Origin of the sequence: Brevibacillus ginsengisoli (genome assembly GCF_050113715.1) — a bacterium.
GTDB lineage: Bacteria > Bacillota > Bacilli > Brevibacillales > Brevibacillaceae > Brevibacillus_H > Brevibacillus_H ginsengisoli.
This window is the reverse complement of record NZ_JBNJQR010000008.1, coordinates 111,374-136,288: the sequence shown is the minus strand read 5'-3', so window position 1 is coordinate 136,288 and position 24,915 is coordinate 111,374. Positions and strand designations below refer to the sequence as shown.

26 protein-coding genes and 1 pseudogene are annotated in these 24,915 nt (G+C 46.1%); 14 read left to right on the top strand and 13 right to left on the bottom strand.

The features are described from left to right. Nucleotides 1-61 precede the first annotated feature (61 nt). On the bottom strand, nucleotides 62-1,582 hold the full coding sequence (locus tag ACQCN2_RS16900; RefSeq protein ID WP_426930117.1) for a carboxypeptidase M32: 1,521 nt from the start codon (nucleotides 1,580-1,582) through the stop codon (nucleotides 62-64). Between the two features lie 175 nt (nucleotides 1,583-1,757). Here ACQCN2_RS16900 and ACQCN2_RS16895 point away from each other — a divergent pair, with 175 nt between their 5' ends. The 6 genes from ACQCN2_RS16895 to ACQCN2_RS16870 all read left to right on the top strand — a co-directional run bounded on the left by ACQCN2_RS16895 (nucleotide 1,758) and on the right by ACQCN2_RS16870 (nucleotide 7,228). Next, a complete protein-coding gene (locus tag ACQCN2_RS16895) occupies nucleotides 1,758-3,359 on the top strand; it encodes a peptide chain release factor 3 (RefSeq protein WP_426930116.1) in 1,602 nt (533 codons plus the stop codon). A 168-nt stretch (nucleotides 3,360-3,527) separates the two neighbouring features. After that, on the top strand, nucleotides 3,528-3,932 hold the full coding sequence (locus ACQCN2_RS16890) for a GntR family transcriptional regulator (RefSeq protein WP_426930115.1): 405 nt from the start codon (nucleotides 3,528-3,530) through the stop codon (nucleotides 3,930-3,932). Further along, a complete protein-coding gene (locus ACQCN2_RS16885; protein ID WP_426930114.1) occupies nucleotides 3,929-4,642 on the top strand; it encodes an ABC transporter ATP-binding protein in 714 nt (237 codons plus the stop codon). The genes ACQCN2_RS16890 and ACQCN2_RS16885 overlap by 4 nt, the downstream gene beginning before the upstream one ends. Further along, nucleotides 4,639-5,421 carry an ABC-2 transporter permease gene (locus ACQCN2_RS16880; RefSeq protein ID WP_426930113.1) on the top strand — a complete coding sequence of 261 codons (783 nt, stop codon included), beginning with the start codon at nucleotides 4,639-4,641 and terminating at the stop codon, nucleotides 5,419-5,421. Before ACQCN2_RS16885 ends, ACQCN2_RS16880 begins: the two co-directional genes overlap by 4 nt. Before the next feature lie 49 nt (nucleotides 5,422-5,470). After that, nucleotides 5,471-5,977 carry a CcdC protein domain-containing protein gene (locus tag ACQCN2_RS16875; protein ID WP_426930112.1) on the top strand — a complete coding sequence of 169 codons (507 nt, stop codon included), beginning with the start codon at nucleotides 5,471-5,473 and terminating at the stop codon, nucleotides 5,975-5,977. Nucleotides 5,978-6,070: 93 nt separating this feature from the next. After that, nucleotides 6,071-7,228 carry an MFS transporter gene (locus ACQCN2_RS16870; protein WP_426930111.1) on the top strand — a complete coding sequence of 386 codons (1,158 nt, stop codon included), beginning with the start codon at nucleotides 6,071-6,073 and terminating at the stop codon, nucleotides 7,226-7,228. A gap of 31 nt (nucleotides 7,229-7,259) precedes the next feature. Here the strand turns inward: ACQCN2_RS16870 and ACQCN2_RS16865 are convergent, their stop codons facing one another. Then, complete coding sequence (locus ACQCN2_RS16865) at nucleotides 7,260-8,045, bottom strand: DUF817 domain-containing protein (RefSeq protein ID WP_426930110.1); 786 nt, start codon at nucleotides 8,043-8,045, stop codon at nucleotides 7,260-7,262. Beyond that, complete coding sequence (locus ACQCN2_RS16860) at nucleotides 8,045-8,878, bottom strand: sulfurtransferase (RefSeq protein WP_426930109.1); 834 nt, start codon at nucleotides 8,876-8,878, stop codon at nucleotides 8,045-8,047. Before ACQCN2_RS16860 ends, ACQCN2_RS16865 begins: the two co-directional genes overlap by 1 nt. A 157-nt stretch (nucleotides 8,879-9,035) precedes the next feature. On the opposite strand from ACQCN2_RS16860, the gene ACQCN2_RS16855 reads away from it, so the two are divergent. Together ACQCN2_RS16855 and ACQCN2_RS16850 are read left to right on the top strand one after the other, a co-directional pair. Beyond that, nucleotides 9,036-9,605, top strand: a complete 570-nt coding sequence (locus tag ACQCN2_RS16855) for a DUF502 domain-containing protein (protein ID WP_426930108.1) — start codon at nucleotides 9,036-9,038, stop codon at nucleotides 9,603-9,605. A gap of 5 nt (nucleotides 9,606-9,610) precedes the next feature. Beyond that, nucleotides 9,611-10,090, top strand: coding sequence for a glutathione peroxidase (locus ACQCN2_RS16850; protein WP_426930107.1), 480 nt, complete (start codon nucleotides 9,611-9,613; stop codon nucleotides 10,088-10,090). A 23-nt stretch (nucleotides 10,091-10,113) separates the two neighbouring features. Here ACQCN2_RS16850 and ACQCN2_RS16845 read toward each other — a convergent pair whose 3' ends face one another. Then, the gene (locus ACQCN2_RS16845) at nucleotides 10,114-10,536 is read right to left on the bottom strand and encodes a DUF2621 domain-containing protein (RefSeq protein WP_426930106.1); all 423 of its coding nucleotides are present in this window, start codon (nucleotides 10,534-10,536) and stop codon (nucleotides 10,114-10,116) included. 162 nt (nucleotides 10,537-10,698) lie between these two features. Here ACQCN2_RS16845 and ACQCN2_RS16840 point away from each other — a divergent pair, with 162 nt between their 5' ends. The 4 genes from ACQCN2_RS16840 (at nucleotide 10,699) to ACQCN2_RS16825 (ending at nucleotide 14,193) form a co-directional block, all read left to right on the top strand. Then, nucleotides 10,699-11,073 (top strand): ATPase, encoded by a 375-nt coding sequence (locus ACQCN2_RS16840; RefSeq protein WP_426930105.1) that lies wholly within the window; start codon nucleotides 10,699-10,701, stop codon nucleotides 11,071-11,073. A gap of 68 nt (nucleotides 11,074-11,141) precedes the next feature. Further along, nucleotides 11,142-12,080, top strand: a complete 939-nt coding sequence (locus ACQCN2_RS16835) for a tetratricopeptide repeat protein (protein ID WP_426930104.1) — start codon at nucleotides 11,142-11,144, stop codon at nucleotides 12,078-12,080. 576 nt (nucleotides 12,081-12,656) lie between these two features. Beyond that, the gene (locus tag ACQCN2_RS16830; protein ID WP_426930103.1) at nucleotides 12,657-13,229 is read left to right on the top strand and encodes a PadR family transcriptional regulator; all 573 of its coding nucleotides are present in this window, start codon (nucleotides 12,657-12,659) and stop codon (nucleotides 13,227-13,229) included. After that, nucleotides 13,213-14,193: a BtrH N-terminal domain-containing protein gene (locus ACQCN2_RS16825; RefSeq protein ID WP_426930102.1), complete on the top strand. Its 981-nt coding sequence runs from the start codon at nucleotides 13,213-13,215 to the stop codon at nucleotides 14,191-14,193. Before ACQCN2_RS16830 ends, ACQCN2_RS16825 begins: the two co-directional genes overlap by 17 nt. A 500-nt stretch (nucleotides 14,194-14,693) precedes the next feature. Here ACQCN2_RS16825 and ACQCN2_RS16820 read toward each other — a convergent pair. Together ACQCN2_RS16820 and ACQCN2_RS16815 are read right to left on the bottom strand one after the other, a co-directional pair. After that, nucleotides 14,694-14,798 (bottom strand): annotated as a pseudogene (locus tag ACQCN2_RS16820) (ABC transporter permease); the annotation flags it as partial. Between the two features lie 25 nt (nucleotides 14,799-14,823). Then, complete coding sequence (locus ACQCN2_RS16815; protein ID WP_426930101.1) at nucleotides 14,824-16,275, bottom strand: recombinase family protein; 1,452 nt, start codon at nucleotides 16,273-16,275, stop codon at nucleotides 14,824-14,826. A gap of 135 nt (nucleotides 16,276-16,410) precedes the next feature. On the opposite strand from ACQCN2_RS16815, the gene ACQCN2_RS16810 reads away from it, so the two are divergent. Next, on the top strand, nucleotides 16,411-16,584 hold the full coding sequence (locus ACQCN2_RS16810) for a hypothetical protein (protein WP_426930100.1): 174 nt from the start codon (nucleotides 16,411-16,413) through the stop codon (nucleotides 16,582-16,584). A 32-nt stretch (nucleotides 16,585-16,616) separates the two neighbouring features. Further along, nucleotides 16,617-16,793 carry a YciI family protein gene (locus tag ACQCN2_RS16805; RefSeq protein ID WP_426930099.1) on the top strand — a complete coding sequence of 59 codons (177 nt, stop codon included), beginning with the start codon at nucleotides 16,617-16,619 and terminating at the stop codon, nucleotides 16,791-16,793. 1 nt (nucleotide 16,794) lies between these two features. Here ACQCN2_RS16805 and ACQCN2_RS16800 read toward each other — a convergent pair whose 3' ends face one another. From ACQCN2_RS16800 to ACQCN2_RS16770, 7 genes are all read right to left on the bottom strand, one after another. Then, nucleotides 16,795-17,940, bottom strand: a complete 1,146-nt coding sequence (locus ACQCN2_RS16800) for a Ger(x)C family spore germination protein (protein ID WP_426930098.1) — start codon at nucleotides 17,938-17,940, stop codon at nucleotides 16,795-16,797. Next, nucleotides 17,924-19,045, bottom strand: coding sequence for a GerAB/ArcD/ProY family transporter (locus ACQCN2_RS16795; RefSeq protein ID WP_426930097.1), 1,122 nt, complete (start codon nucleotides 19,043-19,045; stop codon nucleotides 17,924-17,926). The genes ACQCN2_RS16800 and ACQCN2_RS16795 overlap by 17 nt, the downstream gene beginning before the upstream one ends. Beyond that, nucleotides 19,032-20,573 (bottom strand): spore germination protein, encoded by a 1,542-nt coding sequence (locus ACQCN2_RS16790; protein ID WP_426930096.1) that lies wholly within the window; start codon nucleotides 20,571-20,573, stop codon nucleotides 19,032-19,034. Before ACQCN2_RS16790 ends, ACQCN2_RS16795 begins: the two co-directional genes overlap by 14 nt. Nucleotides 20,574-20,675: 102 nt before the next feature. Further along, nucleotides 20,676-21,428, bottom strand: a complete 753-nt coding sequence (locus ACQCN2_RS16785) for an ABC transporter permease (protein ID WP_426930095.1) — start codon at nucleotides 21,426-21,428, stop codon at nucleotides 20,676-20,678. Beyond that, on the bottom strand, nucleotides 21,415-22,212 hold the full coding sequence (locus ACQCN2_RS16780; protein ID WP_426930094.1) for an ABC transporter ATP-binding protein: 798 nt from the start codon (nucleotides 22,210-22,212) through the stop codon (nucleotides 21,415-21,417). Before ACQCN2_RS16780 ends, ACQCN2_RS16785 begins: the two co-directional genes overlap by 14 nt. A gap of 6 nt (nucleotides 22,213-22,218) precedes the next feature. Next, the gene (locus tag ACQCN2_RS16775) at nucleotides 22,219-23,211 is read right to left on the bottom strand and encodes an ABC transporter substrate-binding protein (protein WP_426930093.1); all 993 of its coding nucleotides are present in this window, start codon (nucleotides 23,209-23,211) and stop codon (nucleotides 22,219-22,221) included. A 438-nt stretch (nucleotides 23,212-23,649) separates the two neighbouring features. After that, nucleotides 23,650-24,894: a TolB family protein gene (locus ACQCN2_RS16770; protein WP_426930092.1), complete on the bottom strand. Its 1,245-nt coding sequence runs from the start codon at nucleotides 24,892-24,894 to the stop codon at nucleotides 23,650-23,652. Between the last annotated feature and the right edge of the window lie 21 nt (nucleotides 24,895-24,915).

Below are 24,915 nucleotides of genomic sequence, written 5' to 3'. Positions count from 1 at the left end.
TATTTCATTAAAAAAGAGCCTTGCGCCTAGCACGATCACTAGGGCAGGGCTCTTCACATTCCTACAGTTTGTATACTTCTTTGACCTTTTTCTCTAAGTAATTCACGAGGTAGTTCGCATTTACAGCTTCACCTGTAATCTCCTGAACCAGTTCATTCGGAGATTTCATTTTACCGAACTGGTGGATCTTATCCTTCAGCCAACCCCGAATCGGCGCGAAGTCACCTGCTTCAATCAGTTGGTCGTAGTTGGTCAGTTCTTTGCGCAGGGTATTGTTAAACTGTGCGGCATACACATTCCCCAAGGAGTAGGTTGGGAAGTAACCGAAGCTTCCTCCAGCCCAGTGCACATCTTGTAAGACGCCGTCCGCATCATTTGGAGGAACAACGCCCAGGTACTCTTCCATTTTCTCATTCCAGATTCGCGGTAAATCAGCTACTTCGATCGTCTGGTTGATAAGACCTTTTTCAATTTCGTAACGGATCATCACGTGCAGGTTGTAGGTTAATTCATCCGCGTCCGTACGGATGAGAGAAGGCGACATTTGATTGACCGCGCGCCAGAATTGTTCCAGACTGACTCCAGCGAACTGAGTTGGGAACACTTTGAGTAGTTCTGGATAGAAGTGCTTCCAGAATGGCAGACTGCGGCCAATGATGTTCTCCCAGAAGCGGGATTGGGATTCGTGAATACCCATGGAGGTACCGTCGCACAATGGGGTACCGAACAATTCTGAAGAGATGTTCTGTTCATAAATTGCGTGCCCCGCTTCGTGGATGCAACTCCACAAGGCTTCACGGAAATCGTTTTGCTTGTAGCGAGTCGTGATGCGCACGTCGCCAGGTGCGAAACTGGTCGCGAACGGATGAGAACTGCGATCCATACGTCCCGCTTGGAAATCATAGCCGATTCTCTCGAGAACAAAACGGCTGAAGGCCTCTTGCTCGGCAATCGAGAAGGATTTGGTCATGAAGCTGACATCCGGTTGATTCGGTGATTCCGCAATGGCGTGCACGAGAGGAACCGTCTTGTCACGTAACACTTTAAACATTTGATCGAGCTGGCCGCTCGTCATACCAGGCTCATACTGATCGAGCAACGTATCGTATTTTACGCCGTTGTGACCCCAGTAATCGATGAACTCAAGCTGGAGCTTCACGATTTTCTCCAAATACGGCTGGAACATGGCAAAATTATTCTGGCGTCGCGCATCCTCCCAGATGGTCTCTGCTTGAGTTGTGGTGACCACAAACTCTTGGTATTTCTCAACCGGGAGCTTCTTGCTGCGGTCGAACTCTTTTTTGCACTCACGGACGGTCGCCGCGGTGATCGGGTCAAGTGTGCTGTATGTAGCCGGTTCACTCAACGCTTCCAGATATTCTTCCATCTCCTTGGAGGTGGAGAGTTTAAATGCTTCACCCGAAAGCACTCCAATGACGTCAGCGCGGGCATCCATTCCTTTACGAGGCGCTTGGGTGCGCATATCCCAGTGAAGAACAGCCAGGGCTTGATTGTAACTCGTCATTTTTTTGACGAATTCGCGAAAGGCAGCAACTTGTTTCTCAAGTGTCGTATTAGACATTGGAGGCCTCCTAACAATAATCAAAATATTTTTACTAAGCAATCTTAGTATAACGGTTGCTGAAAAAAATACCAATACATAGGGCTTAAATGTTTTAGCTTTCGTCTGTGGACGAATCTCTGTATAATCGTACTGATGAGAGATAACGAGATTTTGACATAGGAGAAATGAAAACATGACTCAAATAAATCCTCAATGGGAACAAGAGATTGCGAAACGCCGTACGTTCGCTATCATTTCCCACCCGGACGCGGGTAAAACGACCATGACCGAGAAACTGCTCTATTTTGGAGGCGCCATTCGGGAAGCGGGCACGGTAAAAGGACGTAAAAACTCCAAGCACGCTACCTCCGACTGGATGGAAATCGAGAAAAAACGCGGAATTTCCGTAACCTCCAGTGCGATGGACTTCATCTATAAAGGTCACCATATTAACATTCTGGATACACCGGGCCATGAGGATTTCAGTGAAGATACCTATCGTACACTTACCGCTGCCGATGCTGCGGTCATGATTATCGACGTAGCCAAAGGGGTAGAGGCGCAAACGATCAAGCTGTTCAAGGTTTGCCGTATGCGTGGGATTCCGATTTTTACTTTCGTCAACAAAATGGACCGCTTCGGTAAAGAAACATTTGCCCTACTGGAAGAACTGGAGAACGTACTGGGTATTCGTTCCTATCCAATGAACTGGCCAATCGGGATGGGCAGCCATTTCTGCGGGGTATATGATCGCATCCAATCCCGGGTCGAGCTTTACGAGAACGGCAATTACCATGACGAGATCAAATTCGTCGAGGTTAGCGGGCCAGAAGACTCTGTCATTGGAGAGAGGGTCGGTCAGGATCTGTGGCAGCAGCTTCAGGACGAAATTTCGTTGTTAGACGTAGCTGGAGACGAGTTTGATGCGGAACTGATCAACAAAGGGGAGCTTACTCCTGTATTTTTTGGCAGTGCGATCAACAACTTCGGAGTTCAGACGTTTCTGGATAACTTCCTGCAAATGGCGCCGCCACCGTCTCCGAAGAAAAGCAACATCGGTTTGATCGATCCATACAACCGTCCATTCTCCGGTTTTATTTTCAAAATCCAGGCCAACATGAATCCGGCACACCGAGATCGCGTCGCGTTCCTACGTGTATGCTCCGGTCGCTTTGAACGTGGGATGACTGTCAAACACGTTCGTTTGAATAAAGACATCAAGCTCGCTCAGCCGATGCAATTTATGGCGCAAGATCGGGAAATTGTCGAGGAATCGTTCGCGGGAGATGTAATCGGTCTCTATGATCCGGGAGTCTTCCAAATTGGAGATACTCTCTGTCTAGGTGAATCCTTCGAATTTGAAGAAATGCCTCACTTCTCACCGGAATTCTTCTCCAAAGTAACGGTAAAAGACGCGATGAAGCACAAGCAGTTCCAAAAAGGCATCATGCAATTGACTGAAGAGGGAACGGTTCAGTTGTTTAAGACGCAGCCGTGGGATGAGCTAATCCTGGGCGTTGTCGGTGTCCTTCAGTTTGAAGTGTTGGAGTACCGTCTGAAGGCGGAATACGGTGTAGAGATTATCTTGCAGCGCATGCCGTATCAGATTGCTCGCTGGATTGAAGGGGATAAAGCAGCACTAGATCAGGTGGCAACACGAAGCCAAACCGTACGTGATCGCTACGGACGATTGGTGATGCTGTTTGAAAGCGAATATCAGCTCCGCGTGGCGCAAGACAAATATTCGACGATTACGTTCCATGAAAGCTCGCTGGGACTTAGAACGAATGCGTAAGTGCGTGCGTGACTATTAAAATAGGACGAACAAGATCGAAAAGGCTGAGTGTATACGCTCGGCCTTTTTCTTGTGCCCGTTTTCTTATGAATGCTAATTCACCACTTGCATTAAGTGTATTAAGTGATATAATACACTATATACAGAAGTAGGGCAGGAGGAACGCCCATGGAAGAACAAAAAGTAGGTTCGCTACGGTTTAAGATTGACTTTAGCCAACCGCTGTATGAACAGATTCTAGATCAGGTGAGAAGCTCAATCGCCAAAGGAGAAATGAAATTGGGAGATAAAATGCCTTCCGTTCGAGAATTGGCTCAGGAACTGCGTATGAATCCGAATACGGTGATGCGCGCCTATCAGGAATTGGAACGCGATGGCTTAACGGAGAAACGACGAGGTCAAGGAACGTATGTCACGTCGTCGATCGAGAGAGTCCAGTCATTTCGAACCGAGATTGCGGCCAAATATATTGAGGCGTTTATGGAGCAAATGGAAAGCTTGGGGCTCTCCTTCACGGATGTCGAGGAATACCTCAGACAAAAAAATCGAGCCATGGGAGGGACGAATCAATGAGTAACGCAATCGTTATTGCTGAACAGATAACAAAGACATATGGCAATAAAAAAGCGTTGGATCAACTTGATGTACTGATTCCTTCCGGTCGAATCGTCGGTATTCTCGGGCCGAATGGTTGTGGGAAATCCAGCTTTCTTCGGGCGATTACCGGATTGATCCGACCAGATGAAGGGAAAATCCAGGTCCTTGGACAAACGCCAGGTTGGCAAGCCAACAGCCAGATCGCGTATCTGCCTGACCGCGCGCGCTGGTATCCCAAACTTACAGTACAGCAGACTTTTGAATGGGGTGCCACTTTTTTACCAGGCTTCGAAATGGAAGCAGCGCAGAAGTTAGCTGAGTTTATGGACATCGAATTGGAGCAGAAAGTAGGGGGAATGAGCCGAGGGCAAGAGGCAAGGGTCATGCTGATTCTCTGTATGGCTCGCCGTGTTCCTCTGATTATTTTGGATGAACCATTTGCTGGGATTGACGTCATTTCTCGTGAAGCGATCGTGGCCGGAATGATTGATTTTTTGGAGGGTGGGGAGCAAACCATTCTGATCAGTACACATGACATTCATGAAGTAGAAGGTTTGTTCGACTATGCCGTGTTCATGGATAAAGGTAGGGTTATTTGGTCAGGGGAAACTGAGGATTTGCGTGCCGAATACGGTTCCTTGCAGGATGTATTCCGAACTTACTATCAGAAGGAGTGGAGACGATGAGTTCCTCTCATACTTTTTGGGCACTTGTCCGTCATGAATTTACCTTGAAGGGAAGCTGGAGGAAACAAGGTCGTTCCCGTGTGACCAAAAGCTGGTGGACGATCTACCTGGCACTCTTTGCGATATTTGGCGTTGGAATCGTCACTTACTTTGCAAATCATCATCACCTTGAGTTATATCATCTCTGGGTTGTTACCACAGGTTTTCCGTATGTGTTAATTGTAACAGGAGTCTCGATGATGAAAAGAGAGTGGGAAAATGAGACATATGGATGGTGGCTGACACTTCCCTATCCCAGAGTTTGGTTAGTCAGCTCCAAATGGATCGCCCTCTTTTTGCGGGTGGTTGTTGGAGCGAGCTTATTATTCGCGCTGATTTCGTTATACACAGTATTCATTATCTTAGTTCTTCCGCAGTACGCTTGGACAGATGTGGAAGCCAGTGTATTAACTGGTCTAAATTTGCTCATCTTGGTCATTGGATTCAGTCCGTTCCTTACGTCCATCAGCATGCTTATGGGTAGTGCTGCTTACACTTCACTTCGTCCTCTCATTCCTTTATTGTGGCTAGTATTTATGAGTGGGATTGGCTTCTTTTACAGTGGAATCAACACGTCATTACTGAACAATCTGTTCATAAAAACTGGAGCGGCCGAGGATCCTGTTATCTCGTCGCCATTTACATGGGAAGTACTTGTTAGTATGGTCATTAGCTGGGTAGCGGCTTTTCTAGTGATTCGTCTGTGTGCGTATTTACTTGACCGAAAAATATCGTTATAGGAAGAAGTTTTACATGTTCTAAGATGCAAAAAGAAGGAGCGAAGACGGTATGCAATCCATCATTTCTATGACAGCTGCTATTGTCATCATTGGACTGGTTATTTGGAGAAAAACCCGAAGAACACATCGTCCCATCAAAGGAAATGGGCTTAGGATGTTGATCCCTGTCATCATCATGTTCATCGTTATCTCGTTTAGCATGCAACAAATCATGCACATTCCAGGGAGAATCTTTCACTGGCCGGCCTATTGGGAGCTACTGGCTGCTGGTATATTGGGAAGCGTGTTTGGCTTCATTATGCTGAAGCATACAGAGTATGAAAGAAGAGCGGATGGGTTGATCTATACCAAGCCTAATGAATATTTTAAATATATCCTGATCGCGATCATTGCCATCCGGTTCTCCTTGGCGCAGTACTTTAAAAGCTTAGATCCAATTGATTTTAGCGTACTCATGATGATCATGGGGATGATTTACATCGCGATCTGGAGAATCGGCAGCTATTGGAAGTTTAGTAAACTCACTTCTCAAATCAACAATCGAATCAGTCCTTAACCACCAAAGGGAAAACCACACCATTCATTCATGACGAGGTGTGGTTTTTGACATATTTCACGGGTTGTCTCGATAACATGGGATTAAAAAGGAGTGGGGACAATCAAGACAGTGAAGGTTACCTTGTTTTTCATCTTGTTTCTTTCGTCGTTTGACATGCATGCGCAGATGCCCTTGCTCGCTCCATATGCTCAATCTCTCGGGGCTTCCGCCATGCTCATTGGGGTTTTGTTAAGCGCTTATTCCAGCAGTAATTTGGTAGGTAATCTCATTGCTGGACCCATACTGGATCGCTATTCCAAGCCGTTTTTAATCAGTGGTGGCCTGTTTTTAGCAGGTCTGTTGTTGATTGCGCAAGGAACAGTAGATGAATTTGGCGTATTGCTGTTGTTGCGATTCGTCTTCGGGTTTGTGATGGCATTTGTTACGCCAGCTTGTTTTGCCATGTTGGGGGAGTTGGGGAGAACATCCATAGAGCAGGGAAATGTCATGGCCAAAAACGGAATGGTAATGACCATTGCCTCGATGGTATCGCCGGTGGTTGGTGGTTACCTTGCTTCCCATGCGGGCTACCACCAAGCCTTTCAATGGTTTGGTGTAATCATGCTGGTAGCTGGAGCCGTAGCGATCTGGAGGCTTCCAGTGAGGCGACAGAAGATTCCTTTGCGAGACTCGAAAACGGCTCAAGCGGGAACAGTTAGTATGTCTTTTACCAAACTGATGTTAGCCTATCTAACCGGGTTTTGTGTACTGTATGCGCAAGGGACGCTGATGTTCGAGGTTCCTTTGCTCATTGAGCGCAATCATCTGGCACCAAGTGTAACGGGCAGTTTGTTTGGGGTGATGGGCGTTGGTTCGCTAACCATTTTAAGTATAGTAGCACTTCACCGAATAGCTCCACAGATTCGCTGTCTGGTTGGATTGGGCTGTTTAGGACTCATCATGTATGGATTGGCGGTGGGGGTCAACTTTCCGCTACAAGCATGGATGCTTAGCCTTGGGGTCTGCTTTGGCATGCTTTTTCCAGCGATGTCAACGATCTTGACCCAACAAGCGCCAAGAGAATCCTACGGGACAGCATTCAGTATTTTTTCCGCCGTTCTTTCCATCGGGGCAATGACAGGTCCTCTTATAGCGGGGACCATTAACCAGATGAGTTTGTCTTTTTTTGTGGCGTTTGTGTTTGCCTTTCTTGCTTGTATTTTGTTTCTATGGCACAGCATTCGAACGAATATTGCGGAGTCTCTGTAATGAAAAAATCCAGTCGTAATGAACTGGATTTCTATCTTTCTATCGCTATCGATGAACGGTTTAGCTTTACATGCTTCAATTGAGCCACGATGATGAAGCTGACAATCACGAGAAGGAACCAAGAGCTGATTTTACTGAATCCCACCATGTGCCAGCCATGCTGTTGATTGGGGTATTGCCAGGCTCCGAGCAGTGTCGCGATGTTCTCGGCCAACCAGATAAAAAAGCCGATCAACAAAAACGAGAGCCACAGCGGCATCCAATAGGAGCGACCGTTTACATGATAGTGTACCTTCGTCTGTCTGAAGCAGAGGAAGATCAGGACCGTCAACACCCAACGAATATCGATCCAGTAATGATGCGCAAAAAAGTTGAGGTAAATCGCAGCCCCCAATGGAATTGTCAAAAGAGCGTGCGGCCATCGCTCAATCGAGATATCCAACCTACGCCAAGACTGACAGAGATAGCTGGCCACACTCGCGTACATGAAACCGCTGTAGAGCGGAACTCCCCAGATTTTACTGTATGCCAATTCAGGATACGCCCATGAACCCATATGGACCTTGAAGATTTCCAAGGCCAACCCGATCAAGTGAAACACCGTGATCACTTTTAGTTCATCTACCGTCTCCAACTTGCTCCAGACCATGACAGCCTGCATCCCCACACAAGCGAGTAAAATAAAATCATATCGAGGAAGTCCAGGAATGATGATCACATGCGAGAGTGCTAGTGTGATAAAGATAAAGGCGGGAAACAAGCAGGAGAGCGCCTGCTGATACCCAAAATGCAGAAAAAACAGGATCATGCGTTTCATTATTCTTTGGTGGCGACGGGTAATTCGTAGGAGGAATAATCGCTCCAACTTCCCAGATACAGCTTGGCATCGGTACGTCCGATTTTGTGGAGGGCCAACAGATTGACACAGGCTGTCACACCAGAACCGCAGTAAACCATTACTTCCTTGGCGTTGACGACTTGATCAAAGCGTTTGCGTAATTCCGGTGTAGGAAGTAAGGTGCTCTCAGTGGTCAGGTTTTCTTTGAAGAAGTAGTTTAGCGCACCAGGAATGTGTCCGGCTTTAGGATCGATTGTTTCGTTTTCACCCAAATAGCGTTCACGCGCTCTGGAATCGATCAAGACGGTTTGATCATCACGCGAGAGTACATCATCGAGTGTAACCAGCATTTCAGCTTGTACATGGGCTTTAAAATCGCGTGGCTTTCGAGAAGTGACTTCAGTGGTGGTTGGAAACCCGGCTTTTTGCCAGCCAGCAAATCCTCCCTCCAGGACGGCAACTTTGCTGTGGCCCACATAGCGCAGCATCCACCAGAGTCTTGCCGCCATGGCTAAATCCTGATCGTCGTACGCGATGACGGTTGTTTGATCATCAATTCCTAATTGGGAGAAAAGAGCGGTCATTGCTTCCACAGAAGGCAGAGGGTGGCGACTACCATGTTTTGATTTGGGACCAGACAGGTCAGCCTCCAAATCTACATAAACAGCTCCAGGAATATGAGAGATTTCATAGTTTGATCGCCCTGAGACAGGTTGACCTAACATAAAGCGGCAATCGAGAATAACCAGATTGGGATCCTGAAGATTTGCATGGAGCCATTCTGCACTCACGACAGTTTGCGACGTTTCCATGTTACGAGACCTCCTTGCTTTTACCAAATAGTTTGTTCTATCATACCAAAATAGAGCGGGATCGTCTCTAATAACCACATGATAAACACCTGTAAACTTGAATCAGAGAATAGAATCAGTACAATGGAATACAGAAGAATTGAAAGGGGAACTAACATTGAAACGGGTTGCCAGATATTTTTTTGAAGGATTATTATTTACCATTCCACTAGCCGTAACCATCTATGTTTTGTACAAAGTGTTTGTCACCGTAGATAGCTGGCTTAGACTTCCTATTCCTGGCGTTGGTTTTGTCATTACGCTGGCAAGTATTGTTGTGATTGGATTCTTATCGTCCAATGTTTTGACGAGAGGCCTCTTGTCGATCGTTGATAAAATATTTGGCCACTTGCCATTTATTAAACTGTTGTATTCATCGATTAAGGATTTAATCGGGGCGTTCGTCGGAGATAAGAAAAGCTTCGATCGTCCGGTACTCGTTAGACTGACTCCGAATGGCTATGCTAAGGCGATCGGTTTCATTACACGAGATTCCATGAGTATGTATGGCATTGAGGATCATGTAGCGGTTTATTTTCCGCAATCGTACAATGTCGCGGGCAACGTGCTCCTTTTTCCTTCCGATCAAGTGGAGGTATTGGAAGCAGAGAGTGCGGACGTCATGACATTCCTGGTTTCCGGGGGCGTATCTGGAAAAGAACCTAAAAAAGAAGAAGGAAAAGAGTGATGGATATGAGCGTCTATTCATTCGAAGTGAGGACGATTCGAGGAGAAGCGCGATCACTCAACGATTATGCGGGCAATGTGCTGCTCATTGTCAATACGGCGAGTAAATGTGGATTTACGCCGCAATATAAAGGCTTGCAATCCTTATACGAAACCTATCAAATGGACGGGTTGGTTGTGCTTGGGTTTCCCTGCAATCAATTCATGAGTCAGGAACCGGGAACGGAAGAGGAGATTCAGCAATTTTGTGAAGTCAATTACCATGTGACGTTCCCGATGTTTGCCAAGATCGATGTTAACGGGGCCGACGCTCATCCACTCTATCGCTATCTGGTGAAAGAGGCGCCTGGTATGCTGACCGACTCGATTAAATGGAACTTCACCAAGTTTCTCGTCGATCGAAAAGGCAACGTGGTGAAACGCTATGCCCCCACGACGAAACCAGAAGATCTGGAAGAAGACATCAAGCGTTTGTTAGCAAAGTAGCCCAAGCTGGCAAGAGTGATCTCTTACAAATACTGCTGGTAGGGAGCAAGCTCAATCTCTTTTTTCTGTAAATGAGCAACCAGCCACTTGTGGTCACGTTTCGGGGTTGCCTGAATATATCCTTTAATAATCAAGTCCTGGGTGATGACGGAAGCCTTTTCCTCGAGGGCCAACTGTCCGATGCGAGCCGCAATGGTACGTCTGGCCACATCACGAAAAATGGGAGGAACGGGCTCCACCAACTCATTCAGGAAAGCTAGTGTTTCATCTGTCCATAGGGAGCGTGTCTGATCGATATAGTGATCCTGCCAGTCCAGATCAGATTTGCCATCCTGCTTGGGCATGGACTTCAAAAATTTGCGGAACATGAAGAAGCCGCCAATAACCAAGAGGCCAAAAAGAACAAAGGTCCAGAATGTAATAAATAACGAGAACCATGCGTTCATGAGCTTCGTTTCACCTCAACTGTTTTCTCTATGTCTTGTAATGAAGTTTAGCTGATTTTTTGCTTCCCAACAAGGTTTCAACTGAGTATCATAAGAATACATCACGATCACACATGACGAGCATGACTGTTGTGCAGGTAATGGTAGAGGAGGTTGACGTAAATGTTCAAGCTTGGACAACGCGTCATTCTAATCGCAGACTCCTTTGAGCAAGGGTTGCCTCTTGGAGAACATGCATACATTATTGGACGTGACCGGAATCCAGATAGCGTATTCGATTGGATTGTCCGCATTCCTCGAATCGATAAAGCATTTCAAATTATTGAATCAGATATGGCGACAGAGGAGAGCTTACTGGAGCAAGAAGCAGAGAAAATCCAGCGTGAAGCTTTGCTTGACTTTGCGCTCGCTACGCGTAATGAAGCCCTTTTCCGTCAACTCATGGGGATGTCAGACGATGAGAGCGATAAAGAAAATAACCTAAAAGAATCCACTGAGGAATTTATACGCAAAGTAAATATAAAAGCTTGGATTTAAACAGGGAATACCCTTGCGCCTCTCGAATATACAATAGGTAGCCAAGCATACGAAAGAGGGGTCCTCTAATGTCTGATCTTATTGAATTCACCAATGAGCATGGTCAACGAATTGAGCTGACACGAGAATTATTTCTGGAGAAAGTCGCCCTGCCTACCATGGAGCGGTTTTGGGACGATAAAGATATGTTGCGTCAGTTTGCGATGGATCTCGTGAGCAAGGAATTCTTCACGGAAGCTGCCCAGGCCGCGGATCGACTGTTAGAATTGTATGGACCGATTGAACCAGCTTTGATTTTTCGCGCGGTAGTCCATATGCACCAGCAAGAGTTTGAGCAAGCGAAATCACTCCTTATTTATGTCATTCAGAACTATCCGAACGCGGGCAGCGCGTATACCAATATGTCCAAAATTCTGGTATTGGAAGGCAACGAAGAAAAAGCCTTTGAATTCCTGGAAGCGGGATTAGTGAAAGATCCAAATCAGGATAATGGTTTGGATTGGTACGTCTCTAACTTCGTCGAACACGGGAAAATCAAGGAATTAATGGAACGCCTGGAGTTTTTCGGTCGGGAAGAGGGAGCTTGGCGTCCGCAACTGATCATGGGTCGATTGTCCATGCAAGAAGGGAACTTGCTTTTGGCGATGGAAAAATACCAGGAAGCGATTACCAAAAGCGGAGACAGCGAGATCACAATCATGAATGTAACAGGTGAATTAGGACAGGCCGGTTATGTCTATCAATTGATCCAGTTCGCCGAGAAATATTGGAAACCAAACTTTGAATATCCTTACGTTGGTTTTAACTATGCCAATGCCTTGATATCGTCAGACCAGAAGCAACAGGCTGTTGAGGTCCTAAAAGAGATGCTTCCTCATGTTCAAGAGCAATTCAAAGAGGTCGTACAAAACTTCCTCGACCAGCTGCCGCCTGAGTTGCTGGAGGAAAAGCAAGAAGAGCATTCGGACTCTCAAGACGCGAAGAAACCTTGGTGGAAGGTTTGGTAATTAACAAGAGTCATACTAACTGATTTTATCAAGACCTACTATAAGAAAACAAAATAAAATAAAGCCTCAAACATATTGTATATATCTAATATGTTCGGGGCTTTATTTGTTATATTGGGTATTCATTTCGTGTGGAAACGCCTTTTGGAAATGCTTGTATATAAGTCCGGCGAATAAAGGCTATAAAATAAAGCCTTTATTCGCCGCTGTTTTGTTGAACTAACGTTCTCCGATAGCTTAACTGACTTCCCGCATACATGAGTTTGCTCTCAGTCATTTAACCGCCTGAGGAATTCAAGTACATGGTGCAACAGCAACGCTGTCGCGTCAGCGTCATACGACGACAAACTGCTTTCCGCGAAGTAGTGTTGATCACTTGGGTACAAAAAAGGATCGGCATGTTCGGTCGATGCCGCGAGCTCAAGTGCCGCCTCAAGACCCGTACATTCGGAAGTTCGTCAGTTCCTGATTTGAACATTCTCAAGCTGTAGTTTTCTAGCAGATTCGGTTATTGGATTTTTTATTACACCTATGTTATATTCCGTATATGAAATACTTAAGGTAAGGAGTCTCTCTATGCATACATTATCGAATGTCGAATTCATGCTCCTGCAAATGATCGCGGAACATCGTCAAGCTTCCGGATACGATATTATGAAGTTAGTCGAGCAGCGAGGTTATAAGGAATGGGCGAATATCGGTACAACTTCAATATATGCAGGATTGAAGAAACTTAGCGATAAAGGATGGATCTCACCTGAGACATCCGACGAGAAATCCGGCAAGGGGCCAACGCCGACCCGGTTTGCCCTCACCGAAGTGGGTATACGTAAGCTGAAAAATGAAATTCTTGATAGTCTGTCGTCTACACGGGAACGTGACAACCGCTTCGATCTCGGTTTGGCCGCTTTGCCCCATATCGGGAAGGAAGAGGCCGTCATTGCTTTACGGAAACGACTGGATTTTCTTGAACAAGCCTCGTTAAAAATAAGACAGAAGTACGAATCACAAGGCGGAGCTAGCTTGCCGCTGAACGTAAGGGCGTTGTTCTTGCATCCATTCAGCTTAATCGAGAGCGAGCAAGCGTTCGTTAGCCGTTTAATCCATGAATTATTGGAGGAGGCAAGTAGACATGGTCAAATTTATTGAAGGTTTCATTCCTTATCAAGGCGAACATTGCGAAACAACCGCCATGGGCAATTTAATGCAATATGCGGGAGTCCGCCTGTCTGAGCCGATGTTGTTCGGACTCGGGCAAGGGCTTGGATTCATATACTGGGATTCGAAGGGAATGGACTTCCCCTTCATCGGAGGAAGGGTAAAACCGGATAAACTGACCGCTAATCTCGCCGAACGACTCGGCTTGAACGTCAGATATCAAGAAACCTCGTCCGTCAATAAGGCGTGGCAGAACGTCCGAAGCAGCATCGAACACGGCATTCCGATTGGGCTTAAATTAGATGCCTATTACTTGGATTATTTTAAGAACAAAGTGCACTTCGCCGGTCACTATGCGGTAATTTACGGTATAGATGACGAATACGCCTACATGGCGGACACCAGACAACAGGGTGGACTTGTGAAGACGCGTTTGACAAGCTTGGCCGCTGCCAGAAATGCAAAGGGACCCATGAGCTCCCGGAATCGTTCCTTTACGATCGAGCCAAACGCCGCATTGCTTCCGCTTGTTCCTGCTATACGCGAATCCTTGACCATGAATGCGCATGACTATCTGAACCCGCCCATTCGGAATGTTGGCAATAAGGGCATTGTTAAAATGAGCAATGAAATCTTGAAGTGGCCTTCTCGCAGCAACAATTTCGAACATGATTTATGTCTTACCGCGACGCTAATGGAGCGTGCGGGAACCGGCGGCGCTTTATTTCGGAATCTGTTTAGGGATTATTTGAGAGAATGTGCTGATCGGCTGGAGGACCCGAGGATCGAACAAGCCCACTGTATGTTTACAGAGATCGCCCCAATGTGGGTTAGCGTCTCTGCTTCAATCGAGCATGCAGGAAGAACAGGTGAGCACCAAGAGCTCGTGAATGCGTCTAAGCTGTTGCTCGAGATTGCGGATATAGAACGCGCAGCCATGGAGCTATTGTTGTGATAGCCTTACACTTACATTGAACGGAATCATTCCTTTCGGCAGGCATGCTTTAACCCAGTGTCAGCTTAAGCACCTCACGAGGGTGCTTTTTCTTACCATACTTGGGGTCAACGATCGTAATCTGACCGTTAGTTTAATGCCCGCTGCCAGTTTACAACTTTAATCGCTGGGTTTACTTTTTTAGGGATGGGTCGGACACTGTACACAGTAAACAGTACTTAAAAACCTTATCACACTTAAAAAAATAAACCTGAATCCACACATAGAAGGCTAATTCCACTTGTTGTTATGCCTAAAGATGTGGGGGAGACTCTTGTTTTTTGCTCTTTAATTAAGAAAGTCGAATTACTTTACAGTGGGAAAGTAATTCGACTTTTTTCCTTCGCGTAAGCGTACTGGAGAAAAGACTTCGTCAACTCGTGTCTCATTTTAAGCGGAGCGGACAGTTGAGACAACACGCGAGCTTAAACAGAGCTTAGAGTGACGAAGTCTTTTCTCATCTATTTAAACTGGCGGGTAAGCCTTCGCTCCAGATAGGCGACTCCCTTATACATGATGGTCGCGACGATGGCAATCAGCGCAAGACTTACCATTACCAGGAGAAACGGTACAAAAGAACAACAACGCGCATTACGGATGATAAGAAATCGAGTCAATGACCCACATCTTTTGCTGATCGTGATAGCGCAACTTGATACTTGCAACCAGGAGGTGTATGACCTTCTGCTGTTCATCGCGACTCATGTAGTTCCATATTTGATCAACATTGAGGAGCGTCTCAATCAGCGTCTGGCAACTCTCATCATTCAGAGCATCGGAGCTTTCTTTTTGGTTCAGCAATTCGTTGATTTCTTCTCGGCGTTGCTGGATAGCGGTTATTTGTTTTTGGAATTCCTGAATATCGATCATTCCCGCGAGAAAGAGTTCGTGGAGTCGATGCTCTTTTTGTGTGAGATGAGCTTGCTCTTTTTGATACAAGGATTGTTCATTGGGCTTGAGTTCCAATGTGGTGTTCTGTGTCAGTGGAAGCAGTTGGATCGTGATCTGTCTCAAAAGGGTTTGGAATAACTGAATGAACAGACGTTCCAGTTGATCTTCGCGGATGCTGTATTGGTGACAGGCACCTGGTTTTGTATAGGAACAGTGGTAGTACCGATGGTTTTTACTGGTTTTGCCTATTAGAGTATGACGGCAGTGCGGGCAGAGCACCAAACCAGAGAAGAGATACGTAGAGGAAAGTGTACGAGGGCTTTTTTTAGATTGGTGTTTCAACTGTTGTTGGAGAGAAGAAAAATCCTCTGCAGAGAGAATGGCGGGATGAGCGTTTTCGATCAGAATCACATCCTCTAATGGAACTGCTTTGTTCTTGTTCTGATGTTTGCGGGCATGGTTGTAACGCAAAGTGCCGATGTAAACAGGATTTCGGAGGATATCTCGAACGGTTTTCACCGAGAAGGGTGTACCCTTTCGCGAGAATATACCCAGTTGAAAAAGGCGGTCAGCTACCCGATTCATATTACCGTACTGGTGATAGAGTTGGTAGATAAGCTTTACCGTCGTGGCTTCCTGGTCATGAATAGCCAGAGTACCATGATCTAACCGATAGCCATAGGGGATATTGCCACCTGCGCGTTTCCCTTGCTTGATCTTCTCTTCTTTTCCCATGCGAGTGCGTTCTCCCAGATTCTCTCGTTCCCATTGAGCCAGTGCAGCCACCAACGTAAGAAAAAGACGTCCCATCGCCGTCGTCGTATCGTATATTTCTGTGGCTGAACGAAACTTGACTTGATACGTCTCGAACTCTTGCAAAAGATGATAGAGATCCAGCACCGAGCGAGTTAATCGGTCAAGACGATAGACAAGGACAACCTCAATTCGGCCAGTACGGATGTCAGCACGCAGGCGATGTAACTCCTGACGCTCTAAATCCTTTCCACTCCTCCCCTCATCGATGTACAGATCGACAAATTCCCAATCCTGCGAACGAATGTAGGCCATTAATTTATCCTTTTGAGCAGGGATCGAGTACCCTTCCTTTGCTTGTTCGTCCGTTGACACGCGGATATAGAGCGCTGTTTTCATGTTGTCACCTACCTGAATTCAAACTGTTCTCTCTTCTTGCAAGAGAGGGTATGAATCATGTTGTACAGGCACAGCGGAATAGATTCAAAAAGAACGATCACGACTGTTTTTTACAGAAGAAGGGAGAGTGAGTGAATGACAAGAGTAGAAGTAAACCTGCCCTCTGACTGCCGTGATGTGCATCATCAGTTCCCGAACAAACAATTATTGGAACGCGCCTTGACGATTATGCTTCACGCGACGATGAATGCTTATGCAAGGAAGGAACATAACGCTCCTCTGTCAAATTCCCAGAATCGTAAACCGTAAACAATACCAGATTATGTTGAAATTAGTCATACATGACAATTTATGTTGGCAATTATCGTGGGGGAATGGTGATTATTCGAGCTGGTTCCATGATGGAAGCCCAAGCAATCGCTGAGATGGACCCGTTTATCTCTTCGGGAGCCGAATCGTATGAGCTTCGCGTCTGGAACCTTTCGAATGAAGCGAATAATCACCTTGGAATGGGGTGAATTATCTGGTTACGCCGGTGCGGATGATCATAGTGTTTACACTGATGTTGAATTTGGCTTTGTTGTAATCACCTCGCCACTTCTCTTTCGTAAGTTTGGCATGACGTACTTGGGCATCATATTTTAATCCAAATCCAACAGGGTCGACACCCATTTTTTGGGTTTCCTTCAAGAATGTCTGGAGCAGCTTTTCAAGTGCTTTGTTCGCTTCAGACTGCAACGCTTTCAATGACTCGGGTTTACTCAGATCGATCTGGGTGACAATCTCTTGCAGTCTCGCTTCCAGCTTGATTTTAATTTCAAAAGTAGGCGTATTGGGATCTACGACGTTAATTTTACTCTTGCTTCCAATCTGTTCAAGGACGATATGAATGGGCTTTCCTTGCCCTCCCTTGAGAAGGTATTTAGCCAGAGGTTTCCCATCAATTTTTAATTCGATGTTTCCACCGCTTACACGATTTTGTAGCAATTTGATTAGGAAGGAGTCTTGTAAGGACATTGTCCCTACCATCCGATCGTCTTTGAACAAGGCTATTTTATTGATCATCAGCTCATCCCCCTGTTGAGCAATATAGGGAAGCACCGGATCTTTTCCAACCGAATAATAATCGTGCAGAAATTCATGCAGAGTGGACGAAATTAACCGTTCGCCATTAGTGTTTTGCTTGATGTTTTGATAGATATAGGTGCCAACGTTCGCGAATTCTGGGTATCGATGGGATAGGAGATCGAGGACTTTGTTTTTGCTGACTGTCAGGTATATCCCTGTACCTATATCGGCATCACGACTTAAGGAATCCACCAAATTCATGATGCCTTTGCGAGCGAGTGACTCGTGATAGGTCACAACCCGTATTTGGCCACCAGCCAATTTCTTGGCAGATTCTACATTCGCCGCGCTGCGGAAACCTTTGCTCGTAAAGGCTGTATTGGAAATCACGTTCACTTTTTCCTTCGCCCCGGGATCGATCTGGTACAGGACAACCGTACCCAGCAGTCGGTCCCGGGGCAGCTCATCATACCCAATGACCACGACCAAGCCCATTCGCTCCAGAACTCTTTTCTCTACCCCTCCGGCAAAAAAAAGCAGGAACAACGTCAAACAGACGATCAGGCCGTACAGTAAGGTCTTACGCCGGGTCTTCACTCTTATTCCTCCTCTGCCAGGATTGTTTTATCATGACAAAAACATAGAGAACGATCGGATAGGCAAATGACAATCCAAGGCCCACATACCCTACCATATCTGTAAAGTTGTTAATCTGGTCTCTTGTCTTAATAAGCATGGTAAGGATAATCATGACTAAACATAATCCGTATAGGGCAGTACGCTGTTTGATATGAAAAGTTTTGCTGAATCCTCGTGTAGATGCCCAGAGATACAAGAACAAATTTGGAGTGACGATAAACATCCAGTAAGCGACCGCAATGTATTCGAAGCGTTCCAGGAAGGGCAGTTCGACAATTTTATACAAATTGAGGGTAGCCCAGACAGTTTTAAGTAATTGTTTACCAGAGTAGTAAACGATAGAGACCATCATGATGCTTACAAAAATAAATGTTGTAAACAGTAAGCCAAACTGCGAATACTTCATAACGCGCTCTTTGTCCTGCAGAAAGGGAAAGACAAAGTAAATGATTTCGAATCCGATGATAGTGAAGGACATTTTTTGAGCTCCAGCTAATAACTCGGGAAGACTTGCCTCCATGATGGGAAAAAGGTGCTCCCAATGGGCATATTGAAGTGGGTAATAATAGAGCCCGCCCAACCAGACGGAGAAAACGATTGTGAGAAAGCAGTAACCGACAATCACGCGAATCCCGCTATTCACGCCATATATAATTAAGAGAACCAAGAGTGTCGCCAAGAACCATGCTTCAAGGTCCGGGAACATCCAAGCTTGCACGACTTCGATATAAGTGCGCAAAATGGTAAAACCCGTGAGAAACAAATAAATCATATAGATCGTATTCATGAACTTTCCAATCCATTTGCCGTAGACGAACCCGTGTATGTCGTATAGATCCTTTGACTCGAATCGCAAAAGCGTTCGAACCATAAACCAGACAGCTACCATAGAAGCCACACTCGCCATGAGGACAGAGATCCAAGCGTCATGCCCTGAACCCGTGTAAACGTATGACTCAAATCCCATGAAACCGACACCGATCTGGTTCGCGGGAATAACGAAAAAAATCAAGAAAGAGCGGAGTAAAGGTACGGTTCTGGCTTGTTGATTAGGATGATTCATGCTGTCCACCTACCGGTTCTTCAAAGATATCCGGAGTTTTTGGGGGGTGGGGAAGGTGATTCGAGCCGGACTGATTTTTGTCGGCAGTCGATACAGAACGTCTGAATAAAGACTTGAAAGGCGCGCGAACAACACTGTTCGGGATCTTACGCAAGACGGGAGGATACAACGGATACAGATAGGAATGTCCCAAGCTGGTTAATCTCAGCAGGTGAATCAGCGTAAAACAGATGCCCAACATAATCCCCACACCGCCAAGCATGCCGGCTAACAGGATCATCGGGAATCGCAGAATACGGATGGCATTCCCGATCATGTAAGAGGGGGTCGTAAAAGAGGCTAAAGCCCCCAGAGCCACAATGATAATCAGAATGTTGCTCGTAAATCCAGCCTGTACCGCCGCTTGTCCGATAACGATACCGCCAACGATACTCATGGTTTGTCCCACTTTGGTTGGGAGCCTGGCACCGGCCTCACGCAACAGCTCAATCATGAATTCCAGTATAAAAGCTTCCATTAACGGTGGAAAAGGGACTCTTGAACGGGATTGCGCCAACGAAACCAGCATGGTAGAAGGAATCAATTGGTAATGGAAGGTAAGCGCAGCAACATATGATGGAGTTAACAGAACCGAGACGATTACGGCTGTAATCCGCAAGAGGCGCAGAAATGTTGCTGCACTCCATCTGAAATACAAATCCTCCGTCGATTTAAAGAAGTCAACTAAACTGCAAGGACACAAAATAGCAAACGGACTCCCAGACACAAGAATGGCAATTTTACCATCCATCATTCCCGCGACTGTTCGATCCGGGCGTTCCGTCAGCAGCATTTCGGGGAAAAGGGAGCTTTCTTGGTCCGAAATTAACTGAGAGAGCATCGTGCTGTCCAAAATATATTCAATGTCAATCTGTTCTAATCGACTCTTAGTTTCCTGAATATTTTGGGGGTCAGCGATATCTTGGATATAAAGAACCGAAATCGAGGTTAACGTTCGTCTGCCAACTTCAAACTCTTCGACCACCAGTTTCGTATGCGGAACATATTTGCGGATGATGGCCATATTGGTTTGGAGTGACTCCACAAAAGCGATCTGCGGACCATAGATTTGGCTCTCGATTTCCGGTTTGGTGAGGTTTCGTTTTTCGGATTTTGTGATATTACAGAGTAAGCCTTTGGATAAGCCATCAACATGGATGAAAACCCATCCCTGTATTAAATGCTTCATTACCTTCGGGAAATCCTCAGTCAATACGATTTCATCCAACGGAATGACCTGAAGCAGATCCTCTGCGGCTTGATAATTGCCTTCAATCGCCTGCAGTTGTTTGATAATCGATTGCTGTAATTGCTCGGAATCGACTAGATACGAGTAATAGAACAGGGAAAACACGTTGGATATGCGAGTGACGGACCAATCTTTGCTTGGGGCGGTCCAGTCTTTTACCTTTTGTAAAAGCTCATGAAAGCTTACGGGAACTAGTGACTGAGATCGTTTTTTTGAGGGGCTATATCTGCGAAAGAACATTGGCTCTCTTCCTTACTTAGCTCTTCATAGCGGATTAAAATCGCTTCTCCACTGAATGGTAGTGTTTGATAAATGTACCGATTTTATCCTCTGAATGGAGATTTAAGGAAGTAAGTGATCCTGTTGTTCTACTGTAACGCTTACGAGGGTAAAGTTAAATACTTGAAAGCCGTAGATGATGAGGTAACCGAGCCCGCTTTGCGAGACCAGGAATTCTCCGGTAATGACCCCAACCCATGAGAGGCCGACATTCACTTTCAACGTGGAGACGATCGCCGGAACGGTAGCCGGCAAAATGACCAGCGTGAAAATTTGACGTTTGTTGCCGCCCAGTGTTTGCACCACTTTGATGTAATTCTGGTTGACTTCCTTGAAGCTGTTGTAGATGACGATCGTGGTAATGATCACCGAAATGGCAAACCCCATCGCAATGATTGAGAAGAACCCAGGGCCGAATCCCACTATGAAGAGGGGGCCGAACGCAACCTTGGGCATGCTGTTTAATACGACTAAATAGGGATCAAGCACACGTGACAAAAACGGAAACCACCAGATCACGGCGGCAAATAACGTTCCAAGGAGCGTTCCCAGTATAAACCCGACCGCCGTTTCATAGACAGTTGTATAAAGATGGGGGAGCAGGCTTCCATCCAGTAATTTTTCCACAAACAACGCCCACATTTTGCTCGGATAGCTGAACAAAAGGACATTAATGGCATTGACCCTGCCCACCCATTCCCAAAGGCTCATGAAGAGAGCGAAGATAATGAGTTGAGTGAGGAAAACGTACAGTCGCATCCTCTTTTCTTGTTTCACATAAGCAAGGTGGATTTGTTTGGTATCAATGGGTTGCATCCGTTACACGCTCCATTTCCTTCCACACCTGTTGGAAAAGTACGGTGAACCCCTCCTGATTACGGGCTTGAAAGGGAAGAGGCTGGCGTATCTCATCCGGGACGATAACTTCCTTGTGAACGCGTCCGGGATTGCGATCGAGTATGTAGACGCGATCTCCCATTGCTACCGCTTCCGACAAGTCGTGTGTCACGAGAATGGCCGTCTTCTTATGACGGCGAAGCGTTTCGATAATCAAATCCTCCAATTTAAGCTTGGTCTGATAATCGAGCGCCGAAAAGGGTTCATCCAACAACAGCACATCTGGCTGACAGGCAAGGGTTCTGGCGAGCGCAACCCGCTGGCGCATTCCACCTGATAATTGCTGCGGATAAGCTTTGCGAAACTCCTGCAAGCCCATTTCAGAAAGAAGGCGAGAAGCATACGCCTCTGTATCTTTATTGCGAATTCCTTGGATGTCTAGCCCAAGCATCACATTGTCCTCAATCGTACGCCAGGTAAACAGATAATCTTGTTGCAACATATAGCCAATTTGCCGAGAAGTGCCGGTCACTTCATGGCCATCCAAAAGGATTTTTCCGGCAGTTGGCCGCTCAATTCCAGCAATCAGCGAGAGAATCGTGGTTTTTCCACAGCCGCTAGGCCCAACCAAGCAGACAAACTCACCCTCTTCTACTCGCAAGTCGATTCCCTTAACGGCTAAGAAAGCGCTAATCGTATTGACATAGAGATGAGAAACGCGATGTAGTTCGATCTTGGCTGGAGTAGAAGGAAGAGAAGTCATCCGTGATTACCTCCCTGCTTTCGCTTTTTCGGCAAAAGTGGTGTTCACCAATTGTTTGTAGGGGATTCGCGCTTTCAACTCGCCAGCTTCCGCCATAATATCCTGCAGGTTATTCCATTCGCTTTCCTCGAGAATAGGGTCGGTAGCGTAGGATCTTTGTTCTTGGTACCGTTTTACGGCCGATTCCAGAATATCGGGTTTAATGTCCTTGAAGTAGGGAGCAATCGTGTCCGCCACTTCTTTTGGGGAGTGAGTCGCTACCCATTGTTGGCCTTTAAAGATGGCATTCGTGAATTTTTGAATGGAGTCTTCATGCTTTTGAATGAAGCTCTGTTTTGACATAAACGCCGTGTAAGGAACCTTGCCGCTTTCTTTTCCGAATGAAGCGACAACGTGACCGATGCCTGACTTCTCTACAGTTGACGCGTCCGGTTCAAATAGCTGCACGTATTCGCCTGTACCCGAGGCATAGGCAGACGTGATGTTTTTAAACTCGATGTTTTGAATCAGATTTAGGTCTTTATGCGGTTCGACCAGATGCTTCTTCAGCACGTACTCGCCGACCATTTGTGGCATGCCGCCTTTGCGCTGACCTAGGAACGTGCTGCCTTTTAACTGATCCCACGAGAAACTGTCTACTTGCTTGCGTGAGACAAGGAAGGTGCCGTCGGTTTGCGTGAGCTGCGCAAAATTAATGACCGGATCCTGAGCCCCTTGAGCAGCCACATAAATACTGGTTTCCGATCCGACAAGGGCGACATCAATCCCATCCGATAAGAGAGCGGTCATAGTTTTATCGCCACCCCATGTTGTGGTGAGTTCCACATTGAGTCCTTCTTTCGAGAAGAAGCCTTTTTCGATCGCGACATATTGTGGTGCGTAAAATAGGGAACGAGTCACTTCCCCGATGCGAATTTTTTCACTAGAGCTGGAACATCCGGCAAGGATTCCGACAAGCCCTAAACCTATCGCTAGGCCAAGGGAAAGAAATCGTTTCATCGCAACATCCCTCCTGGGCACTTGGTATGATGCAGGGTATGCGCCCAGATTAAAAAGGGTGAGAAATGAATTTTTATTGGAAACAATGATTTAATATTGACTTTCGTTTGTCAACCTTCATTCCCGAAAAGAGTCCACGAACGCCAAAGCCAGTCGCAATCTCCTTACTGGATTGTTTCTGTTTAGGGGATGCGACTGTTTTTTTAGTCGATAAGAATTTCTGAAAACATATCGATTTAATCGCTTTGATCACGTCACTCGATGAGGTAGTTGTCACGATCATTGTGGCAAGAGAAAAAACAAAAACGCTGCCAATCGTGATGTGGGAGAACCTGAGAACTCAAGTTGACCCTACGATCGCAGCGGTTTCTATGTTATTGATTTTAGGAACGGTTGTGTTCTTCATTCTTCAAGCATTGGTCTTTTCACAAGAGCAGTCTATTTGGTAAACCAACTAATGGATTCAAGGTTTTCGATCCATTTACGCGGATTCGTTCCATCAGGGCTTGAGATCCACACATCAGATTTGTCCCAGTTGGATCGTGTCCATGTGAGCGTATTCTGCTTCCGTAAGAAGATTGGATCAAAATCACCATATCCGGCTGACGGGAAACTCACTTGTTTCGTCTTGTGGTCTTGGAGATCCACTCGGTTAAGAATCGGCAACGCCCGCTTGGAAGGGGTGGTTGACCAAGGTTGTTCCGGTGTACGGGAAACAATCACAGCCTGATCATTCAGCCAAGTAAAAGCAAGATCAGCGTAATTCCGAGGTGTCAAAGACTCAGATTGAAGAGAGGGGAATTGAGTAATAAGAAGCTGTTTATTGGTAAAACCAAAGACGATTCTGCCGCCGCCTTGGATAACCCCAAGCGCGTTGGTCGTTGGAGCCCATTCAGCACCAAATCTAGATGCTATCTCAGCTATAGGGGTAAACGTCTTCCCATCAGCAGATAGCACACACAGCATATTACTGTCCATGGACAAACTGGCGGTCTGGTTCACTAGAAATGATATCCAATTCCTATCTGGAGACCACTTATACTGAGAAGCGCCTATTGACAGGACTTCTACATCTCCTTTTTTAATAGTGGAAGGGAGGACATAGAACTTGGTTGCCTGTTGATATAAATCAGCGGAGTCGGGATGTTCTTTAAGCGCAATCTTATAGATGATCGGATTCGTCCATCCATCTGGGAGCAGTTTCGCTTGGGCGGTAGCTAAGAAACCACTGCCATCTGGGAGCCACGAATATTGGCCTACACCAACCGCGACATTTTGAAAAGGGAGCGGGGCCTCACCAGTAAAGTCGATGATGTCTAGTACGGACTGGTCTTGATAGGCCAAGATGTTCTTGTTGGGAGCCCACTCAGGATGATCGCCGGAATGGAAAGCCTGGAATGTCTTCTTGGTCTGTACATTATGTACCCAAATCTCAGAATCGCTTGTTTCTGTATCGCGCTTGGAAAAGGCGATCCACTTTCCATCAGGAGACCACTTCGGAGAATCGGCAATCCCTTGAAACGTAAGTTGGGTCTCGGTGTCACCCATCTTCATCCAAAGGTTGTGATCTCGAAGAAAAGCTGCTTTCAACGGCTCATCAGCAGTTACGTTGAATACTGGTTGGCATAGGAAGAGAGCAATGGCAAAGAGAACAGCACAGAAAGAATGAAAAGGTTTAAACATCTGATCACCTAGCTTTCGCGT

Excerpts from the sequence above, each read along its gene's own strand:
- ACQCN2_RS16805 (WP_426930099.1), top strand. The coding sequence starts at position 16,617 with ATGACAATTTATGTTGGCAATTATCGTGGGGGAATGGTGATTATTCGA.
- ACQCN2_RS16835 (WP_426930104.1), top strand. The coding sequence starts at position 11,142 with ATGTCTGATCTTATTGAATTCACCAATGAGCATGGTCAACGAATTGAG.
- ACQCN2_RS16825 (WP_426930102.1), top strand. The coding sequence starts at position 13,213 with ATGGTCAAATTTATTGAAGGTTTCATTCCTTATCAAGGCGAACATTGC.
- ACQCN2_RS16900 (WP_426930117.1), bottom strand. The coding sequence starts at position 1,582 with ATGTCTAATACGACACTTGAGAAACAAGTTGCTGCCTTTCGCGAATTC.
- ACQCN2_RS16810 (WP_426930100.1), top strand. The coding sequence starts at position 16,411 with ATGACAAGAGTAGAAGTAAACCTGCCCTCTGACTGCCGTGATGTGCAT.
- ACQCN2_RS16865 (WP_426930110.1), bottom strand. The coding sequence starts at position 8,045 with ATGAAACGCATGATCCTGTTTTTTCTGCATTTTGGGTATCAGCAGGCG.
- ACQCN2_RS16815 (WP_426930101.1), bottom strand. The coding sequence starts at position 16,275 with ATGAAAACAGCGCTCTATATCCGCGTGTCAACGGACGAACAAGCAAAG.
- ACQCN2_RS16850 (WP_426930107.1), top strand. The coding sequence starts at position 9,611 with ATGAGCGTCTATTCATTCGAAGTGAGGACGATTCGAGGAGAAGCGCGA.
- ACQCN2_RS16895 (WP_426930116.1), top strand. The coding sequence starts at position 1,758 with ATGACTCAAATAAATCCTCAATGGGAACAAGAGATTGCGAAACGCCGT.
- ACQCN2_RS16790 (WP_426930096.1), bottom strand. The coding sequence starts at position 20,573 with ATGTTCTTTCGCAGATATAGCCCCTCAAAAAAACGATCTCAGTCACTA.
- ACQCN2_RS16860 (WP_426930109.1), bottom strand. The coding sequence starts at position 8,878 with ATGGAAACGTCGCAAACTGTCGTGAGTGCAGAATGGCTCCATGCAAAT.
- ACQCN2_RS16780 (WP_426930094.1), bottom strand. The coding sequence starts at position 22,212 with ATGACTTCTCTTCCTTCTACTCCAGCCAAGATCGAACTACATCGCGTT.
- ACQCN2_RS16885 (WP_426930114.1), top strand. The coding sequence starts at position 3,929 with ATGAGTAACGCAATCGTTATTGCTGAACAGATAACAAAGACATATGGC.
- ACQCN2_RS16785 (WP_426930095.1), bottom strand. The coding sequence starts at position 21,428 with ATGCAACCCATTGATACCAAACAAATCCACCTTGCTTATGTGAAACAA.
- ACQCN2_RS16795 (WP_426930097.1), bottom strand. The coding sequence starts at position 19,045 with ATGAATCATCCTAATCAACAAGCCAGAACCGTACCTTTACTCCGCTCT.
- ACQCN2_RS16830 (WP_426930103.1), top strand. The coding sequence starts at position 12,657 with ATGCATACATTATCGAATGTCGAATTCATGCTCCTGCAAATGATCGCG.
- ACQCN2_RS16840 (WP_426930105.1), top strand. The coding sequence starts at position 10,699 with ATGTTCAAGCTTGGACAACGCGTCATTCTAATCGCAGACTCCTTTGAG.
- ACQCN2_RS16880 (WP_426930113.1), top strand. The coding sequence starts at position 4,639 with ATGAGTTCCTCTCATACTTTTTGGGCACTTGTCCGTCATGAATTTACC.
- ACQCN2_RS16775 (WP_426930093.1), bottom strand. The coding sequence starts at position 23,211 with ATGAAACGATTTCTTTCCCTTGGCCTAGCGATAGGTTTAGGGCTTGTC.
- ACQCN2_RS16770 (WP_426930092.1), bottom strand. The coding sequence starts at position 24,894 with ATGTTTAAACCTTTTCATTCTTTCTGTGCTGTTCTCTTTGCCATTGCT.
- ACQCN2_RS16875 (WP_426930112.1), top strand. The coding sequence starts at position 5,471 with ATGCAATCCATCATTTCTATGACAGCTGCTATTGTCATCATTGGACTG.
- ACQCN2_RS16890 (WP_426930115.1), top strand. The coding sequence starts at position 3,528 with ATGGAAGAACAAAAAGTAGGTTCGCTACGGTTTAAGATTGACTTTAGC.
- ACQCN2_RS16845 (WP_426930106.1), bottom strand. The coding sequence starts at position 10,536 with ATGAACGCATGGTTCTCGTTATTTATTACATTCTGGACCTTTGTTCTT.